At 72.4% G+C, this 15,906-nt stretch carries 16 protein-coding genes; 4 read left to right on the plus strand and 12 right to left on the minus strand.

Annotated elements, in window-relative coordinates; genetic code table 11:
* Positions 1–149 precede the first annotated feature (149 nt).
* The 8 genes from argH to RZ50_RS22980 form a co-directional block, all read right to left on the minus strand.
* Complete coding sequence (argH, locus tag RZ50_RS22945) at positions 150–1,568, minus strand: argininosuccinate lyase (RefSeq protein WP_196946838.1); 1,419 nt, start codon at positions 1,566–1,568, stop codon at positions 150–152.
* Positions 1,569–1,618: 50 nt separating this feature from the next.
* Positions 1,619–2,812 carry an argininosuccinate synthase gene (locus RZ50_RS22950; RefSeq protein ID WP_196946837.1) on the minus strand — a complete coding sequence of 398 codons (1,194 nt, stop codon included), beginning with the start codon at positions 2,810–2,812 and terminating at the stop codon, positions 1,619–1,621.
* Positions 2,813–2,949: 137 nt separating this feature from the next.
* Complete coding sequence (locus RZ50_RS22955) at positions 2,950–3,498, minus strand: arginine repressor (protein WP_196946836.1); 549 nt, start codon at positions 3,496–3,498, stop codon at positions 2,950–2,952.
* A 23-nt stretch (positions 3,499–3,521) separates the two neighbouring features.
* A complete protein-coding gene (locus RZ50_RS22960; protein WP_196946835.1) occupies positions 3,522–4,727 on the minus strand; it encodes an acetylornithine transaminase in 1,206 nt (401 codons plus the stop codon).
* Positions 4,724–5,599: an acetylglutamate kinase gene (gene argB, locus RZ50_RS22965; protein ID WP_196946854.1), complete on the minus strand. Its 876-nt coding sequence runs from the start codon at positions 5,597–5,599 to the stop codon at positions 4,724–4,726. Before argB ends, RZ50_RS22960 begins: the two co-directional genes overlap by 4 nt.
* 150 nt (positions 5,600–5,749) lie before the next feature.
* Complete coding sequence (gene argJ / locus RZ50_RS22970) at positions 5,750–6,904, minus strand: bifunctional glutamate N-acetyltransferase/amino-acid acetyltransferase ArgJ (protein ID WP_196946853.1); 1,155 nt, start codon at positions 6,902–6,904, stop codon at positions 5,750–5,752.
* An 11-nt stretch (positions 6,905–6,915) separates the two neighbouring features.
* Positions 6,916–7,944 carry an N-acetyl-gamma-glutamyl-phosphate reductase gene (argC, locus tag RZ50_RS22975; protein WP_196946834.1) on the minus strand — a complete coding sequence of 343 codons (1,029 nt, stop codon included), beginning with the start codon at positions 7,942–7,944 and terminating at the stop codon, positions 6,916–6,918.
* 153 nt (positions 7,945–8,097) lie between these two features.
* Positions 8,098–9,300, minus strand: coding sequence for a methyltransferase (locus RZ50_RS22980; protein ID WP_196946833.1), 1,203 nt, complete (start codon positions 9,298–9,300; stop codon positions 8,098–8,100).
* 81 nt (positions 9,301–9,381) lie between these two features.
* On the opposite strand from RZ50_RS22980, the gene RZ50_RS22985 reads away from it, so the two are divergent.
* Positions 9,382–9,786 carry a VOC family protein gene (locus RZ50_RS22985; RefSeq protein WP_196946832.1) on the plus strand — a complete coding sequence of 135 codons (405 nt, stop codon included), beginning with the start codon at positions 9,382–9,384 and terminating at the stop codon, positions 9,784–9,786.
* A gap of 33 nt (positions 9,787–9,819) precedes the next feature.
* The gene (locus tag RZ50_RS22990; protein WP_196946831.1) at positions 9,820–10,194 is read left to right on the plus strand and encodes an RNA-binding S4 domain-containing protein; all 375 of its coding nucleotides are present in this window, start codon (positions 9,820–9,822) and stop codon (positions 10,192–10,194) included.
* 8 nt (positions 10,195–10,202) lie between these two features.
* On the opposite strand, the gene RZ50_RS22995 is transcribed toward RZ50_RS22990, so the two are convergent.
* Entirely contained in the window at positions 10,203–10,709 is a 507-nt protein-coding gene (locus RZ50_RS22995; RefSeq protein WP_196946830.1) for an FBP domain-containing protein, read from the minus strand.
* 166 nt (positions 10,710–10,875) lie between these two features.
* Positions 10,876–11,763: an SAM-dependent methyltransferase gene (locus RZ50_RS23000; RefSeq protein WP_254803022.1), complete on the minus strand. Its 888-nt coding sequence runs from the start codon at positions 11,761–11,763 to the stop codon at positions 10,876–10,878.
* Between the two features lie 208 nt (positions 11,764–11,971).
* On the opposite strand from RZ50_RS23000, the gene RZ50_RS23005 reads away from it, so the two are divergent.
* Complete coding sequence (locus tag RZ50_RS23005; RefSeq protein WP_196946829.1) at positions 11,972–12,892, plus strand: polysaccharide deacetylase family protein; 921 nt, start codon at positions 11,972–11,974, stop codon at positions 12,890–12,892.
* Positions 12,893–12,972: 80 nt separating this feature from the next.
* On the opposite strand, the gene RZ50_RS23010 is transcribed toward RZ50_RS23005, so the two are convergent.
* Positions 12,973–13,791, minus strand: a complete 819-nt coding sequence (locus tag RZ50_RS23010) for an SDR family NAD(P)-dependent oxidoreductase (RefSeq protein WP_196946828.1) — start codon at positions 13,789–13,791, stop codon at positions 12,973–12,975.
* A gap of 304 nt (positions 13,792–14,095) precedes the next feature.
* Between RZ50_RS23010 and RZ50_RS23015 the strand changes: the two genes are divergently transcribed.
* On the plus strand, positions 14,096–14,965 hold the full coding sequence (locus RZ50_RS23015; protein WP_196946827.1) for a 3-hydroxybutyryl-CoA dehydrogenase: 870 nt from the start codon (positions 14,096–14,098) through the stop codon (positions 14,963–14,965).
* A 69-nt stretch (positions 14,966–15,034) separates the two neighbouring features.
* On the opposite strand, the gene RZ50_RS23020 is transcribed toward RZ50_RS23015, so the two are convergent.
* Complete coding sequence (locus RZ50_RS23020) at positions 15,035–15,877, minus strand: chitosanase (RefSeq protein ID WP_196946826.1); 843 nt, start codon at positions 15,875–15,877, stop codon at positions 15,035–15,037.
* Between the last annotated feature and the right edge of the window lie 29 nt (positions 15,878–15,906).

The raw sequence follows: 15,906 nt of genomic DNA on the forward strand, positions 1-15,906 counted from the left end.
GTCCGCCCGGAGGGCGGGCGGGGCGGCGTTGGGGTGCGTGCATCGCAAGGCGGAGGAGGGAGCCACTGCGGAGCATTGGCGACCGACGACAACGCGGCGAGGTGCGTGCCCCGGCGCCGCCCCGCAGGCGGGAGTTCGAAGACAGGCCCCTAGACCCACTCCTGCTGCCGCGCCAGGTCCGCCTTCACCTCGGCGAGCTGGACCGCGACGGCCGAGGGGGCGGTACCGCCGCGCCCGTTGCGGGAGGCGATGGCGCCGTGCACGCTGAGCACCGACCGGACCTCGGGGGTCAGGTGCTCGGAGATCGAGGCGAACTGCGCGTCCGTCAGGTCGGACAGCTCGATGCCCTCGGCCTCGCAGACCTTGACGCAGGCTCCGGCGACCTCGTGCGCGACCCGGAACGGCACGCCCTGCTTGACCAGCCACTCGGCGATGTCGGTGGCGAGCGAGAAGCCGGCCGGGGCCAGCTCCTCCAGCCGCTCCCGGTGCACGGTGAGGGTGGCCATCATCCCGGTGAACGCGGGCAGCAGCACCTCCAGCGTGTCGCAGGAGTCGAAGACCGGCTCCTTGTCCTCCTGGAGGTCCCGGTTGTAGGCGAGCGGCAGCGCCTTGAGGGTGGCCAGCAGGCCGGTCAGGTTGCCGATCAGCCGGCCGGACTTGCCCCGGGCCAGCTCGGCGATGTCCGGATTCTTCTTCTGCGGCATGATCGAGGAGCCCGTGGAGAAGGCGTCGTGCAGCGTGATGAAGCCGAACTCCTTGGTGTTCCAGATGATCACCTCCTCCGCGATCCGGGAGAGGTTGATGCCGATCATCGCGGTGACGAAGGCGAACTCCGCGACGAAGTCGCGCGAGGCGGTGCCGTCGATGGAGTTGCCGACCGAGCCGCCCTCGAAGCCGAGGTCGGCCGCGACGGCCTGCGGGTCGAGGCCGAGCGAGGAGCCGGCCAGCGCGCCGGAGCCGTACGGCGACACGGCGGTGCGGGCGTCCCACTGGCGCAGCCGCTCGGCGTCCCGGCCGAGGGCCTGCACGTGGGCGAGGACATGGTGGGCGAAGAGCACCGGCTGGGCGTGCTGGAGGTGGGTGCGGCCCGGCATCGCGGTGTCCGGGTGCGCCTCGGCGAGGCCGACCAGGGCGTGCTGGAGGTCGAGCACCAGGCCGCCGATGATCTTGGCGTGGTCCCGCAGGTACATCCGGAACAGGGTGGCGATCTGGTCGTTGCGCGAGCGCCCGGCCCGCAGCTTGCCGCCGAGTTCGGCGCCGAGGCGCTCCAGCAGGCCGCGCTCCAGGGCGGTGTGCACGTCCTCGTCGGCGACGGTGCCGGTGAAGGTGCCCGCCTCGACGTCGGCGAGCAGCCGGTCGAGGCCGGCCAGCATGGCGGCCAGCTCCTCGTCGGACAGCAGGCCGGCCTTGTGCAGCACCCGGGCGTGCGCCTTGGAGCCGGCGATGTCGTACGGCGCGAGGCGCCAGTCGAAGTGGACCGAGGCGGAGAGCTTGGCCAGCGCCTCGGACGGGCCGTCGGCGAAGCGCGCGCCCCAGAGGCGGACGTCGGAGGACTGCTCGGCGGACATCGCGTGGCTCCTTGTTCGGGGTACGGGAAGGGGGTTGGGGGGTGGACCGGTCAGGCGAGGTCGCGGCGGGCGGCGAGCTTCGAGGACATCCCGAAGATCTCGATGAAGCCCTTGGACATCGACTGGTCGAAGGTGTCGCCGGTGTCGTAGGTGGCGAGGTTGAAGTCGTACAGCGACTGCTCGGACCGGCGGCCGTCGACCACGGCCCGGCCGCCGTGCAGCACCATCCGGATCTCGCCGGAGACGTGCCGGTTGGCCTCGTCGACGAAGCCGTCCAGGGCGCGCTTGAGCGGGGAGAACCACAGGCCGTCGTAGACGAGTTCGGCCCAGCGCTGCTCCACCTGCCGCTTGTAGCGGGCGAGTTCGCGCTCGACGGTGACGTTCTCCAGCGCCTGGTGGGCGGTGATCAGGGCGATCGCGCCGGGGGCCTCGTAGATCTCCCGGGACTTGATGCCGACCAGCCGGTCCTCGACCATGTCGAGCCGGCCGACGCCCTGGGCGCCGGCCCGCCTGTTCAGCTCCTCGACGGCCTCCAGGACGGTGACCTTGCGGCCGTCGACGGCGACCGGGACGCCGGCGTCGAAGGTGATGACCACCTGGTCGGCCTCGCGCGGGGCGGCCGGGTCCTGGGTGTACTCGTAGACGTCCTCGATCGGGGCGTTCCAGATGTCCTCCAGGAAGCCGGTCTCCACGGCCCGGCCGAAGACGTTCTGGTCGATCGAGTACGGGGACTTCTTCGTGGTGGCGATCGGCAGGCCCTTGGCCTCGGCGAAGGCGATCGCCTTGTCCCGGGTCATCGCGTAGTCCCGCACCGGGGCGATGCACTTCAGGCCCGGGGCCAGGGAGTTGATGCCGACCTCGAAGCGGACCTGGTCGTTGCCCTTGCCGGTGCAGCCGTGCGCGACGGTGGTGGCGCCGTGCTTCCTCGCGGCGGCGGCGAGGTGCTTGACGATGACGGGCCGGGAGAGCGCGGAGACCAGCGGGTACTGGCCCTGGTAGAGCGCGTTGGCCTTGATCGCGGGGAGGCAGTACTCCTCGGCGAACTCGTCCCGGGCGTCGGCGACCTCGGCCTCGACGGCGCCGCAGTCCAGTGCGCGCTGACGGATGACGTCGAGGTCCTCGCCGCCCTGGCCGACGTCGACGGCGACGGCGATGACCTCCGCACCGGTCTCCTCGGCGATCCAGCCGATGCAGACGGACGTGTCGAGTCCGCCCGAGTAGGCGAGTATGACGCGCTCGGTCACGACCTTCTCCTTCCAGCTCCGCGTACGGGGTCGTACAGGTTTGCGGCGATGGGCATAATTATGCACGACGCCGTATGAAACACAAACCCCGGCCGGTGGAATCTCCACCGGCCGGGGTTTGTAGGGAACTGCGCGTACTACTGCGCCTTGGCCTGGGCCAGTTGCATGAGGTGGTCGGCGAGCGCCTGGCCGCCGGCCGGGTCGCGGCTGATCAGCAGCACGGTGTCGTCGCCGGCGATGGTGCCGATGATCTCGAACACCTCGGCCTGGTCGATCGCCGAGGCCAGGAACTGCGCGGCACCCGGCGGGGTGCGCAGCACCACCAGGTTGCCGGAGGCCGTCGCGGAGACCATGAGCTCGCCGGCCAGCCGGGCCATCCGGCCCTCGCTGGCCGACTCCCCCATCGGCGCGCGCGGCGTACGGTCGCCGCCCTCGGCCGGGACGGCGTAGATCAGCGCGCCGTCCCGGTTGCGGATCTTGACCGCGCCCAGCTCGTCCAGGTCCCGGGAGAGGGTCGCCTGGGTGACCACGAGTCCGTCGTCGGCGAGCAGCTTGGCGAGCTGGCTCTGCGAACGCACCGGCTGGCGGGTGAGCAGGTCCACGATCCGCCGGTGGCGCGCAGTGCGGGTCTGCGGGACCTGCGGCGTCGGGCCGGTGGCGGAGGGGCCGGAGTGGGAAACGGTCATGTGATTATTCTCCCGGACAAACGTCAACTCGCATCGGCCGGGGCGCTCTCGCGCACCGTCCGGAGGATGCCCGGCAACGCGGCGAGGAAGGCGTCCGCCTCCTGCTCGGTCAGCACCAGCGGCGGAGCCAGCCGGACGGCGTCCGCGACCGCGGCGTTGACCAGGAAACCCGCCTCCTGCGCGGCCGCCTGGACCTTTGCCGAGACCGGCTCGGTGAGCACGATGCCGAGCAGCAGGCCGGCCCCGCGCACGTGCGAGACCAGCGGGTCGCCGATCGCCTCCACCCCGTGCCGCAGCCGCTCTCCCAGCTTGCGGACGTGCTCCAGCAGGCCCTCGGACTCGATGGTGTCCAGCACCGCGAGCCCGGCCGCGGCGGCCACCGGGTTGCCGCCGAAGGTGGTGCCGTGCTGGCCCGGGGTGAGCAGCTCGGCCGCCTCGCCGAAGGCCAGCACCGCGCCCATCGGCAGGCCGCCGCCGAGCGCCTTGGCGAGGGTGACGACGTCCGGCTCGACGCCCTCGAAGGCCTGGTGGGCGTACCAGTGGCCGGTGCGGCCGATGCCGGTCTGGATCTCGTCCAGGACCAGCAGGGTGCCGGTGGCCCGGGTGATCTCGCGGGCCGCCCTGAGGTAGCCCTCGGGCAGCGGGATCGCGCCGTTCTCGCCCTGGATCGGCTCCAGGAAGACGGCGGCGGTCTCGGTGGTGACGGCCGCGCGCAGCGCCTCGACGTCGCCGAACGGAACGTGGGTGACGTCTCCGGGCAGCGGGCGGAACGGGTCCTGCTTGGCCGGCTGGCCGGTGAGCGCGAGGGCGCCCATGGTCCGGCCGTGGAAGCCGCCCTCCAGGGCGACCAGGTGGGTGCGGCCGGTGCGCCGGCTGATCTTGAACGCGGCCTCGTTGGCCTCGGCGCCGGAGTTGCAGAAGAACACCCGGCCGCCCTCCCGGCCGTCCAGCTCCAGCAGCCGCTCGGCGAGGGCGATGGTCGGCTCGGCCATGAAGAGGTTGGAGACGTGGCCGAGGGTGGCGATCTGCCGGCTGACCGCCTCGACGACCGCCGGGTGGGCGGTGCCGAGGGCGTTGACGGCGATGCCGCCGAGCAGGTCGGTGTACTCCTTGCCGTCCGCGTCCCAGAGCTTGGTGCCCTCGCCCCGCACCAGCGGGATGCGGGGGGTGCCGTAGTTGTCGGTGAAGCTGTGCTGCCACCGCTCGGTGAGCTGCTCGTTGTGTGTCATGCCAGTCCCCCGGTCACGGTCGTCTCGTCGTCCGGCACGACCATCGTGCCGATGCCCTCGTCGGTGAAGATCTCCAGCAGCAGGCTGTGCTGGACCCGGCCGTCCAGCACGCGGGCGGTGCCCACGCCGGAGCGGACGGCGCGCAGGCAGCCCTCCATCTTGGGGAGCATGCCGGAGGCCAGCTCCGGCAGCAGTTCCTCCAGCTCGCTCGCGGTGAGCTGGCTGATCACGTCGTCGGAGCTCGGCCAGTCCTTGTAGAGGCCCTCGACGTCGGTCAGCACCACCAGCATCTCGGCGCCGAGCGCGACCGCGAGGGCGGAGGCGGCGGTGTCGGCGTTGATGTTGTAGACGTGGCCGTCGGCGCCGCGGGCGATCGAGGAGATGACCGGGATGCGGCCGTCGGCGATCAGCGCCTTCACCGCGCCGGCCTCGATGTTGACGATGTCCCCGACCAGACCGATGTCGACCTGCTCGCCGTCCACCACCGCGTAGCGCTTGACCGCCGTCATGGTGTGCGCGTCCTCGCCGGTCATGCCGACGGCGAACGGGCCGTGCTCGTTGAGCAGGCCGACCAGCTCGCGCTGCACCTGGCCGGCCAGCACCATCCGGACCACGTCCATGGTCTCGGGGGTGGTGACCCGCAGGCCGTTGGTGAAGTTGGACTTCAGGCCGAGCCGGTCCAGCTGGGCGCTGATCTGCGGGCCGCCGCCGTGCACCACGACGGGGTGCAGGCCGGCGTAGCGGAGGAAGACGACGTCCTGGGCGAAGGCCGCCTTGAGGCTCTCGTCCACCATGGCGTTGCCGCCGAACTTGATCACGACGGTCTTGCCGTGGAAGCGCTCCAGCCACGGCAGCGCCTCGATCAGCGTCATGGCCTTGGGCAACGCGGTGTTGTTGCGGGCCTGTTCGCCCTTGGGTGCGATCTGCACGGGTTTCCCTCGTCGATGGGGGTCCCCTCGGCCGGAGGCTGGGGGAGGTTGTCGCGGATCAGCGGATCGGATGTCGCGTCGCGGTGTCGCGGCTCAGGTGGAGTAGGCGCTGTTCTCGTGGACGTAGTCGGCGGTGAGGTCGTTGGTCCACAGGGAGGCGCTCGCCGTACCGGCGTTGAGGTTCGCGGTGATGACGACCTCGCGGCCGCCCATGTCCACCAGCTCGCGGTCCTCGCCCACACCGCCCTCCTTGCACACCCAGACGCCGTTGATGGCCACGTCGAGCGCGTTCGGGTCGAAGGCGGCGGAGGTGGTGCCGATCGCGGCCAGCACCCGGCCCCAGTTGGGGTCCTCGCCGTGGATGGCGCACTTGAGCAGGTTGTTGCGGCTGATCGTGCGGGCGACCTCGACGGCCTCGTCCTCGGTGGCGGCGCCGGTGACGTCGATCCGGATGTCCTTGCTGGCACCCTCGGCGTCGCCGATCAGCTGGCGGGCGAGGTCGGCGCTCACCGCGCGGACGGCCTCGGCGAACTCGGCCTGGTCCGGGGTGATGCCGGTGGCGCCGGAGGCGAGCAGCAGCACGGTGTCGTTGGTCGACATGCAGCCGTCGGAGTCGATCCGGTCGAAGGTGGTGCGGGTGGCGCCGCGCAGCGCGGCGTCCAGGCCGGCGCCGTCCACCTCGGCGTCGGTGGTGAGGACGACCAGCATGGTGGCCAGGCTCGGGGCGAGCATGCCCGCGCCCTTGGCCATGCCGCCGACCGTCCAGCCGGCCGGGCTGGTGACCTGGGCGGTCTTGTGCACGGTGTCGGTGGTCTTGATGGCGATCGCGGCGGCCTCGCCGCCGTTCTCGCTGAGCTCTCCGGCGGCCAGGGCGACGCCGGGCAGCAGGATGTCCATCGGCAGCCGGACGCCGATCAGACCGGTGGAGGCGACGGCGACCTCGCCGGCGTTGAGCTTCAGCTCCTCGGCGACCTTCTCCGCGGTGGCGTGGGTGTCCTGGAAGCCGAGCGGGCCGGTGCAGGCGTTGGCGCCACCGGAGTTGAGCACGACGGCGGAGACCTGGCCGCCCTTGAGGACCTGCTCGGACCAGAGCACCGGCGCGGCCTTGACCCGGTTGGCGGTGAAGACGCCGGCCGCGGCGAGCGAGGGGCCGTCGTTGACCACCAGGGCGAGGTCCGGGGTGCCGGAGGCCTTGATGCCGGCGGTCACGCCGGCGGCCCGGAAGCCCTTGGCGGCGGTCACGCCGATCTTGGGGTTGGTCACGGTGCGACTCCGTTCACGGGAAGGCCCAGCTCCTCGGGCAGGCCCAGGGCGATGTTCATGCTCTGCACCGCGCCGCCCGCGGTGCCCTTGACCAGGTTGTCGATCGCGCTGATCGCGATGATCCGCCCGGCGGCCGGGTCCAGGGCGACCTGGACCAGGGCGGTGTTGGCGCCGTAGACGCTGCTGGTCTGCGGCCACTGCCCCTCGGGCAGCAGGTGGACGAACGGCTCGGCCGCGAACGCGTCGGCGTAGGCGGCGCGCAGGCCCTCGGCGGTCACGCCCGGCTTGGCCTTGGCGGAGCAGGTGGCGAGGATACCGCGCGGCATCGGGACGAGGGTGGGGGTGAAGGAGACGGTCACCGGCTCGCCCGCGACCGGGGTGAGGTTCTGCACCATCTCCGGGGTGTGCCGGTGCACGCCGCCGACGCCGTACGCGCTGACGTTGCCCATGACCTCGCTGCCCAGCAGGTGGGTCTTGGCGGCCTTGCCGGCGCCGGAGGTGCCGGAGGCGGCGACCACCACGGCCTCCGGCTCGGCGAGCCCGGCGGCGTACGCCGGGAAGAGCGCCAGGGAGACGGCCGTCGGGTAGCAGCCGGGGACGGCGATCCGGTTGCTCCCCTTCAGCGCGGCGCGGTGGCCGGGCAGTTCGGGCAGGCCGTAGGGCCAGGTGCCGGCGTGCGCGGAGCCGTAGAACTGCTCCCAGTCGGCGGCGGCCTTGAGCCGGAAGTCGGCGCCGCAGTCGACCACCAGGACGTTCTCCCCGAGGGCCTCGGCGACGGCGGCGGACTGGCCGTGCGGCAGCGCGAGGAACACCACGTCGTGGCCGGCCAGCACCTCGGGGGTGGTGGGTTCGAGGACGCGGTCGGCGAGCGGGAACAGGTGCGGCTGCAATGCGCCCAGCCTGATGCCCGCGTTCGAGCCGCCGGTCAGCGCCCCGATCTCCACCTCCGGGTGGCCGAGCAGCAGGCGCAGCACCTCACCGCCCGCGTACCCGCTCGCGCCTGCGACGGCGACTCGCAAAGCCATGACGTTCCTCCTTAGTCGTGGCATGAATATACGCGCGACGGAAAATTCATGCAAGGAGTAACGGGAGAGGCCCCGGGGCCGGCCTTCGCACTCCCGACGTCGCCCCGCAGGTGGGAGTCCGAAGACAGGCCCCTCGGGCGCCGCCGGGACGGATCAGCGCCTGACCGCCCGCAGCACCACGAACTTGGGGTTCCCGGCGACGAGTTGGCAGTTGCCGAAGAGGCGGCGCAGCTTGACGTGGTAGCCCAGGTGGCGGTTGCCGACCACCCAGAGCTCGCCGCCGGGGCGCAGCGCCCGCCGGGCGCCGGTGAACATCCGCCAGGCGGTGGCGTCGGTGGTGGCCTGGTGGGAGTGGAACGGCGGGTTGTTGAGCACCAGGTCCACCGAGCCCGGGGCGAACAGCTCCGGGGCGAGCGCGTCGGCGGCCAGGAACTCGGCCGGGGCGTCCGGGCCCAGGTTGGTACGGAAGGTCTCCTCGGCGGAGGCCACCGCCTGGTGCGACTCGTCCACGAACACCAGCCCGGCGCCCGGCCCGGCCAGCGCGGCGGCCGTGCCGACCACGCCGTTCCCGCAGCCGAGGTCGACCACCCGGTCACCGGGGGCGGGGGTCGGCAGGTGGGCCAGGAAGAAGCGGGTGCCGATGTCGAGCCGCTCAGCGCAGAACGTCCCGGCGTGGTTGACCACCGTACGGCCGGAGGCGGGGCCGATGTCCGGCGGCAGCGCGTAGCGGTGCGGCCACGGGCTCGGCCCGGGGCGGAGCGCCGGGTCAGGAGTGCAGAGGATCAGCCGGGCCTTGCGGACCGCGAGCGAGGTGCGGGTCGGGCCCAGGATCCGCTCGAAGAGCTCCAGGGTGGAGGTGTGGATCTCGGTGACCATGCCGGTGCCGAGCACCACCGTGCCGGGGTGGAGCGCGGGGGCGAGCCGGTGCAGCTGGTCCTCCAGCAGGGCCAGGCTCTTGGGGACGCGCACCAGCAGGACGTCGATCCGCGCGGGCGGCTCGTCACGCGTGGTGAGCAACCGGGCCTCGTCCACGGCGGCGCCGGCCCGGGCCAGGTTCTCGCGGGTGGCCTGCCGGCCGAGGTGGGAGTCGGAGATCTGCACCGGTTCGTACGGCGCGAGCGCGGTGGTCAGCGCGCCCCAGCGGTCGCCCAGGACGGCGATCCGGCGGCCGGCCAGCTCGGTGGCGGCGCCGGCGGCGCTGTCCGCCTCACCTGCGAGGTGGCGCAGCAGGTACTCGTCGGAGGCGTCCCAGGCCCGCAGCCGCTCGCGCGGGTCCGCCGGGAAACGGGTGAGGTCGAGGGTGCCCCACGGAGTGGTGAACGGGGTCGCGGCGGCGGTCGTGCTGTCGGGATTCATCGTGTTCTCAGGCTATCCGAAGGCTCCGGTGAGCAGTTACGGACGGATACTGGAAGGGCCCGGCCGAGAGGGGTGAGGGCAATGGACTGGAAACTCGACGTCGTAGTGGTCCCGGTGGCCGATGTGGACCGCGCGAAGCTCTTCTACGAGGAGCAGGCCGGCTTCACGGTCGACCACGACACCCGGCCACGGGACGGTGTCCGGGTGGTCCAGTTGACTCCTCCTGGCTCGGCCTGCTCGATCGTGGTGGGCACCGGGGTGATCTGTTCTGCGCCCGGATCGGTGAAGGGGCTCCAGCTGACGGTGCCGGACATCGAGAAGGCGCACGCGGAACTCGTGGCGCGGGGCGTGGCGGTCAGCCCGGTCCAGCACTTCGAGGCCGGGTCGCGGGTGAACGGGCACGGCGAGGCGTGGAACAACTTCGTCTTCTTCAACGACCCGGACGGCAACGGCTGGGCGGTCCAGGAGGTGCCGTCCGCCGCGTAGGGCCCGGGTGAGGGCCCCAGGTAGGCTCCGAGGATGGCTGAGGACGAGGGAAGCGTGCGGGTGGACGCCTGGATCTGGGCGGTCCGGCTGGCCAAGACGCGGTCGCTGGCGGCCGCCGCCTGCAAGGCCGGGCACGTCCGGGTGAACGGCGAGCGCGCCAAGCCCGCGCAGCCGCTGCGGGCCGGGGACGAGGTGCGGGTCCGCGAGGAGGGGTACGAGCGGGTCGTCGTGGTGCGCAGGCCGATCCGCAAGCGGGTCGGCGCCTCGGTCGCGGCGGAGTGCCTGGTCGACAACAGCCCGCCGCGACCGCCGCGCGAGTTCGTGGCACCTGCCTTCGAGCGGGACCGCGGCGCCGGGCGCCCGACCAAGCGGGAGCGCCGGGAGCTGGACGAGCTGCGCGGGCGGTGACGCCGCGGTCACCCGGCCGTGTCGGTCAGCACCTTGGCGAGGAAGGCGTCCAGGTTGCCCACCGTGCGGTCGATCTGCTGCTCCAGCGGCAGCGACTCGTCGGGCCGGGTGACCAGGGTGGACTTCTTCAGCCCGCGGACGTAGAGCGAGCAGGCGAGGTCGGCGCAGATGTACGTCCCGACCGTGTTGCCCTCCCGCCCGGCCGCCCCGGCCCGCCGCGCGGCCAGCAGCGCGACCCCCGACCCGGCGTGCGCGGTGATGCACAGCGAGCACACATTGGTCTTGGTCAGACTGCGCCGGATCACCGGTGAGCGCATCGTCACCCCGACCAGCTCGCCCTCGTACGGCGCCACCAGGTACGCCCGGTCCGGTGCGCCCTGGTCCCGCCACCCGAGGAAGTCCAGTCTCTCCCAGGGCAGTTCGGCCAGCCCGCGGGGCAGGTGGAGTCGACGGGCCTCGCCCTTGGAGCAGTTGACGAAGGACGCACGGATCTCGGACTCGGTCAGGGCTTCCATGTCGCGGAAGCTAACACCGCCCGCCGCGCCCTGTCGCGTGAGTTTCTCCCGGTATGCGCCGGGCAGGCGGCCCGGACGGTCCTGGTGAAGGACCGTCAGTGCCGGTGCGTGGTCCGCGGTGGCCGGTCCCGGCGCCGGAGGTCGGCGCCGGGACCGGGCCGGGGGCTCAGTGCTTGAAGGCGACGCCGGCGTAGGCGGAGACGTCCTGCCAGCCTTCGGGCAGGTCGGCGGTGGGGACGTGTCCGGAGGTGGGGCGCCAGAGCGGGAGCTGGACGAGGCCCGGGCCGGCGAACTCGAAGTCGCCGAAGAAGGGCTCGACGCCGGCGCGCGGGCGCAGCACGAGCGGGGCGCTGGCGCTCCGGTAGATGCGGGTGCCCTCGACGGCGCTCTCCCGGGAGGCGAAGTCGGGGCTGCCGTGGGAGAGGATCAGGGCGCTGCCGGGGGCGAGCGCGTCGCGCAGGGTGCGGACGATCCGCTGGGCGCCCTCCTCGTCCCGGATGAAGTGCAGGACGGCGACCAGCATCAGCGCGACCGGCTGGGAGAGGTCGACGGCGGCGGCCAGTGCGGGGTGGGCGAGGATCGCCTCCGGGTCGCGCAGGTCGGCCTCGATGACGGAGGTGCGCCCGGTCGGGTGGCCGGCCAGCAGGGCGCGGGCGTGGGTGGCGACGATCGGGTCGTTGTCCACGTACACCACCCGGGCGTCCGGGACGACCCGCTGGGCGACCTCGTTGGTGGAGCCGACGGCCGGAATGCCGGTGCCGATGTCGACGAACTGGCGGATCCCCCGGCCCGCCGCGAACTCGACGGCCCGGCCGAGGAACTGCCGGTTGGTGCGGGCCAGCAGCGGCAGCGCCGGGTAGGCGGCTATCGCGGCCTGGGCGGCCTTGCGGTCCGCCTCGAAGTGGTCCTTGCCGCCCAGGTAGTAGTCGTACATCCGAGCGGTGTGCGGCACCCCGGTGTCGAGCTCGCTCGGCGGCTGCCAGTCCTCGGCTCTGGCCCAGCCCCAGTCGGTGTCGGCGTCCCGTTCGATGGCCGCGGTGTCCTCGTGCATCATGTTCCGCCCCCAATGCGCAATGCCGGAAGTGTGCCCACCGCCCCGTGAACACGCGGTGCGCGGTGATCGTATCCAACGACACGCCGGGGAAACAGCGGGAGTTCAGGTTTACGCAACACCCCCTCCATGGAGTGTGTGCACGTCAACGGGGATGCGAACAGACGTCCCGGATCGCCGCGCTCCGCCGTCCTCTCTATGCTGGCTGCCGATGACTGCCGACCGCCGCGCCCTGCTGCGCACCGCCGCCAAGCTCGCCGCTCTGACCGCCACCGGCGGGCTCCTGACCGCCTGCGGCACCGGCACGTCCCGCCGGTCCGAGACCGGGGGGCTCGCCGCGCACCCCGGCAGCGTCGACCCCCAGCACACCACCGACCCGGCCTGGAGCGGCGGCGAGGGCCCGGCCTCCGCCGAGCCCGCCACCGCCGAACCCACCACCACGGGGCCGCAGCCCACCGGCCAGCCGACCCCGGCCGCCGCCCCGGCGACCGCCCCGCCGACCCCGCCCGCGCTGCTGCCGCTCGCGGCGGGCACCCCGTACGAGGTGGTGCACGGCCCGCGCACCGGCAAGAACGTCGCACTCACCTGCCACGGCAGCGGCGACCCGAAGCAGGCCACCGCCCTCCTGGAGGCCGCCGAGCAGCACGGCGTCCGGCTGACCGTCATGGTGGTCGGCAGCTGGCTGGACCAGCAGCCGCAGATGGCCCGGCGGATCCTGGACGGCGGCCACGAGCTGGGCAACCACACCCAGAACCACCTCGACATCTCGGCGATGACCCCGGACCAGGCCCGCGCCGAGATCGCCCAGTGCGCCGACCGGCTGCAGCGGCTCACCGGCTCGATCGGCCGCTGGTTCCGCCCCTCGGCCGCGCAGTACGCCACGCCGATGGTGCGCGATCAGGCCAAGGCCGTCGGCTACGAGCACGTGCTGTCCTTCGACGTCGACCCGCGCGACTACAACGACCCGACCGCCGCCGAGCTCCAGCGCCGGGTGCTGAACGGGGTGCGCGGCGGCTCGGTGGTGGCCCTGCACATGGGCCACCAGTGCACCATAGACGCGCTGCCGGCGATCCTGGACGGCCTGACCAAGGCCGGGCTCAATCCGGTGACCGCCAGCCAGCTCTGCGCGTAGCCGGCCCGCACCGACCCACTCCGACCACTCCGACCACTCCGACCCACGACGGCCACGACGGCCACGACGGCCACGACGGCTCACGCCATCGGGTCGTCCTCCTTGTACGGGCGCAGCCGCAGCGTCCGGGCGTCCGCCTCGCGGATCGCGTCGGCGCGGTTGACCAGCTCCTCCAGGTCGTCCCGCCCGGCGTGGATGAACCGCCCGTGCAGCGCGTCGAAGCGCCCGCGGGCGACGTCCACGGTGACGGCGACCATGTACGGGATCGAGCCCCAGGCCGTCGTCCCCTTGAACATCGGCATCCCGGCGGTCATGTCGGTGGCCACCGCACCGGGGCTGATGTCGAGGACGACGATGCCGTGCCGGGCCAGCGAGTCCGCCATGTTGTCGGAGAGCTGGAGCAGCGCGCCCTTGGAGGTGGCGTACGCGGTGTAGTTGCCGTCCGGGCGCAGCGCGAAGCCGGAGTTGAGGTTGACCACCCGACCGCGCCGGCGGGAGACCATGCCGGGCAGGGCGTAGCGCAGCAGGTTGTAGGGGCCGCGCAGGTTGGTCTCGACGACCTGCCACCACTGGGTGGGGTCGGTCTCCCAGATCGGCACCTCGGCGCGGTCGACCAGCCCGGCGTTGTTGATCAGCAGGTCGATCGGGCCGAGGTCGCGTTCGACCAGCCGGACGGCCTCGCGCACCGAGCCGGGGCGGGTGACGTCGGCGGTGACCGCGACGCCCCGCGCACCGTGCTTGGCGCACTCCTTGAGGGTGTCGGTCAGCGTCTCGTGGGTGCGGCCGATCAGGCCCACGGACATTCCCTCGGCGGCCAGGCCGATGGCGATCTCCCGGCCGATTCCCCGGCCGCCGCCGGTGATCAGCGCGACCTGCCCTGTGAGCGATCCCGTCGCCATCCTGTGCTCCCTTCCCGTCCCCGGCCCCGTCTGCGGCATTCTGTCGGCCTCCGGGCGGCGGCGGCCCCGGGCACACGCGCGGGCGGGGCGGCCTCACTCGTTCGGAGGATTCGCCAACGGCGGCTCTCCACCGGGGAGATCGGTGGCACTCGCCCGGGGAGGGGGTGACCTACTGGCCGGTACGGAGTAGTAACGTCGTCGGGGCGGTGACCGGTGCACCCATTCCGGTACACCGGCCCCTTGACCAGCAGCTCGCTGGGCCACCAGTCGCTGGGCGACCCCCAGCACCACCGAAGGGCAAAGAGTGAGTGACATCGCGCGCGTCGGAGTAGTGGGCTGCGGCCTGATGGGATCGGGCATCGCCGAGGTCTTCGCCCGGGCCGGACTGGACGTCCTGGTGTCGGAGGCCAGTGGTGAGGCGCTGGAGTTCGGGCGCACCCGGCTGACCAACTCCCTGGAGACGGCGGTCAAGCGCGGCAAGCTGACCCCCGAGGAGCGGGACGAGGCGCTGTCCCGGCTGGCCTTCACCGTCGAGCTGTCCGACTTCGCGGACCGCGACCTGGTGGTCGAGGCCGTCGCCGAGCGCGAGGACATCAAGGTCAGGATCTTCGAGACGCTGGACCGGGTGATCGAGCGCCGTGACGCGATCCTGGCCTCCAACACCTCCTCGATCCCGATCGTGAAGCTGGCCGCCGCCACCTCCCGCCCGGAGCAGGTGATCGGCCTGCACTTCTTCAACCCGGCACCGGTGCAGAAGCTGGTCGAGGTCATCCCGACCCTGACCACCTCGGTGACCACCACCGAGCGCGTCGAGGCCTTCGCCAACCAGGTGCTCGGCAAGGAGCCGATCCGCGCCCGCGACCGGGCCGGCTTCGTGGTCAACGCGCTGCTCGTGCCGTACCTGCTGTCCGCGGTGCGGATGTTCGAGACGGGCGTGGCCACCGCCTCCGACATCGACAAGGGCATGGAGGCCGGCTGCGCCCACCCGATGGGCCCGCTGCGGCTGTGCGACCTGATCGGCCTGGACACCATCGTCTCGATCGCCGAGTCGATGTACGACGAGTACAAGGAGCCGCTGTACGCCGCTCCCCCGCTGCTGTCCCGGATGGTCGACGCGGGCCTGCTGGGCCGCAAGTCCGGCCGCGGCTTCTACGACTACACCGCGAGCGCCTGACGCCCGCGGGCGGACGCGAGGGGCCCGGGAGCAGGTGCCTGCTCCCGGGCCCCTCGCGTCGACGGGGCGTCAGCTGTTGATGGCGTAGCTGTCGCCGTAGACCTTCCACTTGAGCGGCGGGTTGAGGTCGAAGTTCTTCGCGTTGAGGAACACCAGCTGCGCGGTGTCGACCCGGCTGGTGTCGGCGTGCGCGGCCTCCTTCTTCATGACGACCTTGCGGGCGTCCAGGAAGGCCTTGAGGTAGGTGGCCTCGTCGCCGCCCTGGGCGGGCGTCCTGGCCTTCTTCATGGCGGCCGCGCGGATGCCGCCGAAGCTGTCCGAGCCGCTGCCCGGGCCGTGCATCACGATGGCGTCGTAGTAGGCGAACTGGCCGAGCGCGCGCAGGCCGTCGGCCTTGGCCTGGTTGACGGCGGGGTTGAAGTACACCCGGTCGCGCTCGTCGTTCTGGGCCTGCTGGAACACGGTGTCCTGGGCGGCGGTGGCCCAGTCCTTCTCGAAGGCGGCACCGAGGCCGGCGTGCGATTCGCTGCCGTTGACCTTCTTCAGGGCCGGCAGGTACTTGGCGAGGATGTTGCCGGGCTTGAGGTCGGTGTAGTGCTGGACCAGCTCCAGCATGTCGCCGGTGCCGGAGCAGAAGCCGATGATGCCGGCGGTGTAGCCGCGGCCGTCCTTGATGTCCTCGATGTACTTGTACTGGGCCTTCCAGTCCAGCGACGAGTTCTCCGCGCTGGACACCAGCCGCATCGCGATGTCCTTCTTGTGCGGGTCGTCCAGTCCGACACCCGCGGCCTGCACGGATGTCGCGGCGGAGGGCGCGGCCTGGGCGGCCGAGGTGGCCGCGACGGTCAGGGGCGCGGCCACCAGGGCGGCGGCGAGGGCGATGCGGAGGGCACGACGGGGCTGAGGGCGCATGGACGCTCCGATTCCTCGTTGCGTTAGGA

It is taken from the genome of Kitasatospora sp. SUK 42, assembly GCF_015776785.2.
Taxonomy (GTDB): Bacteria; Actinomycetota; Actinomycetes; order Streptomycetales; family Streptomycetaceae; genus Kitasatospora.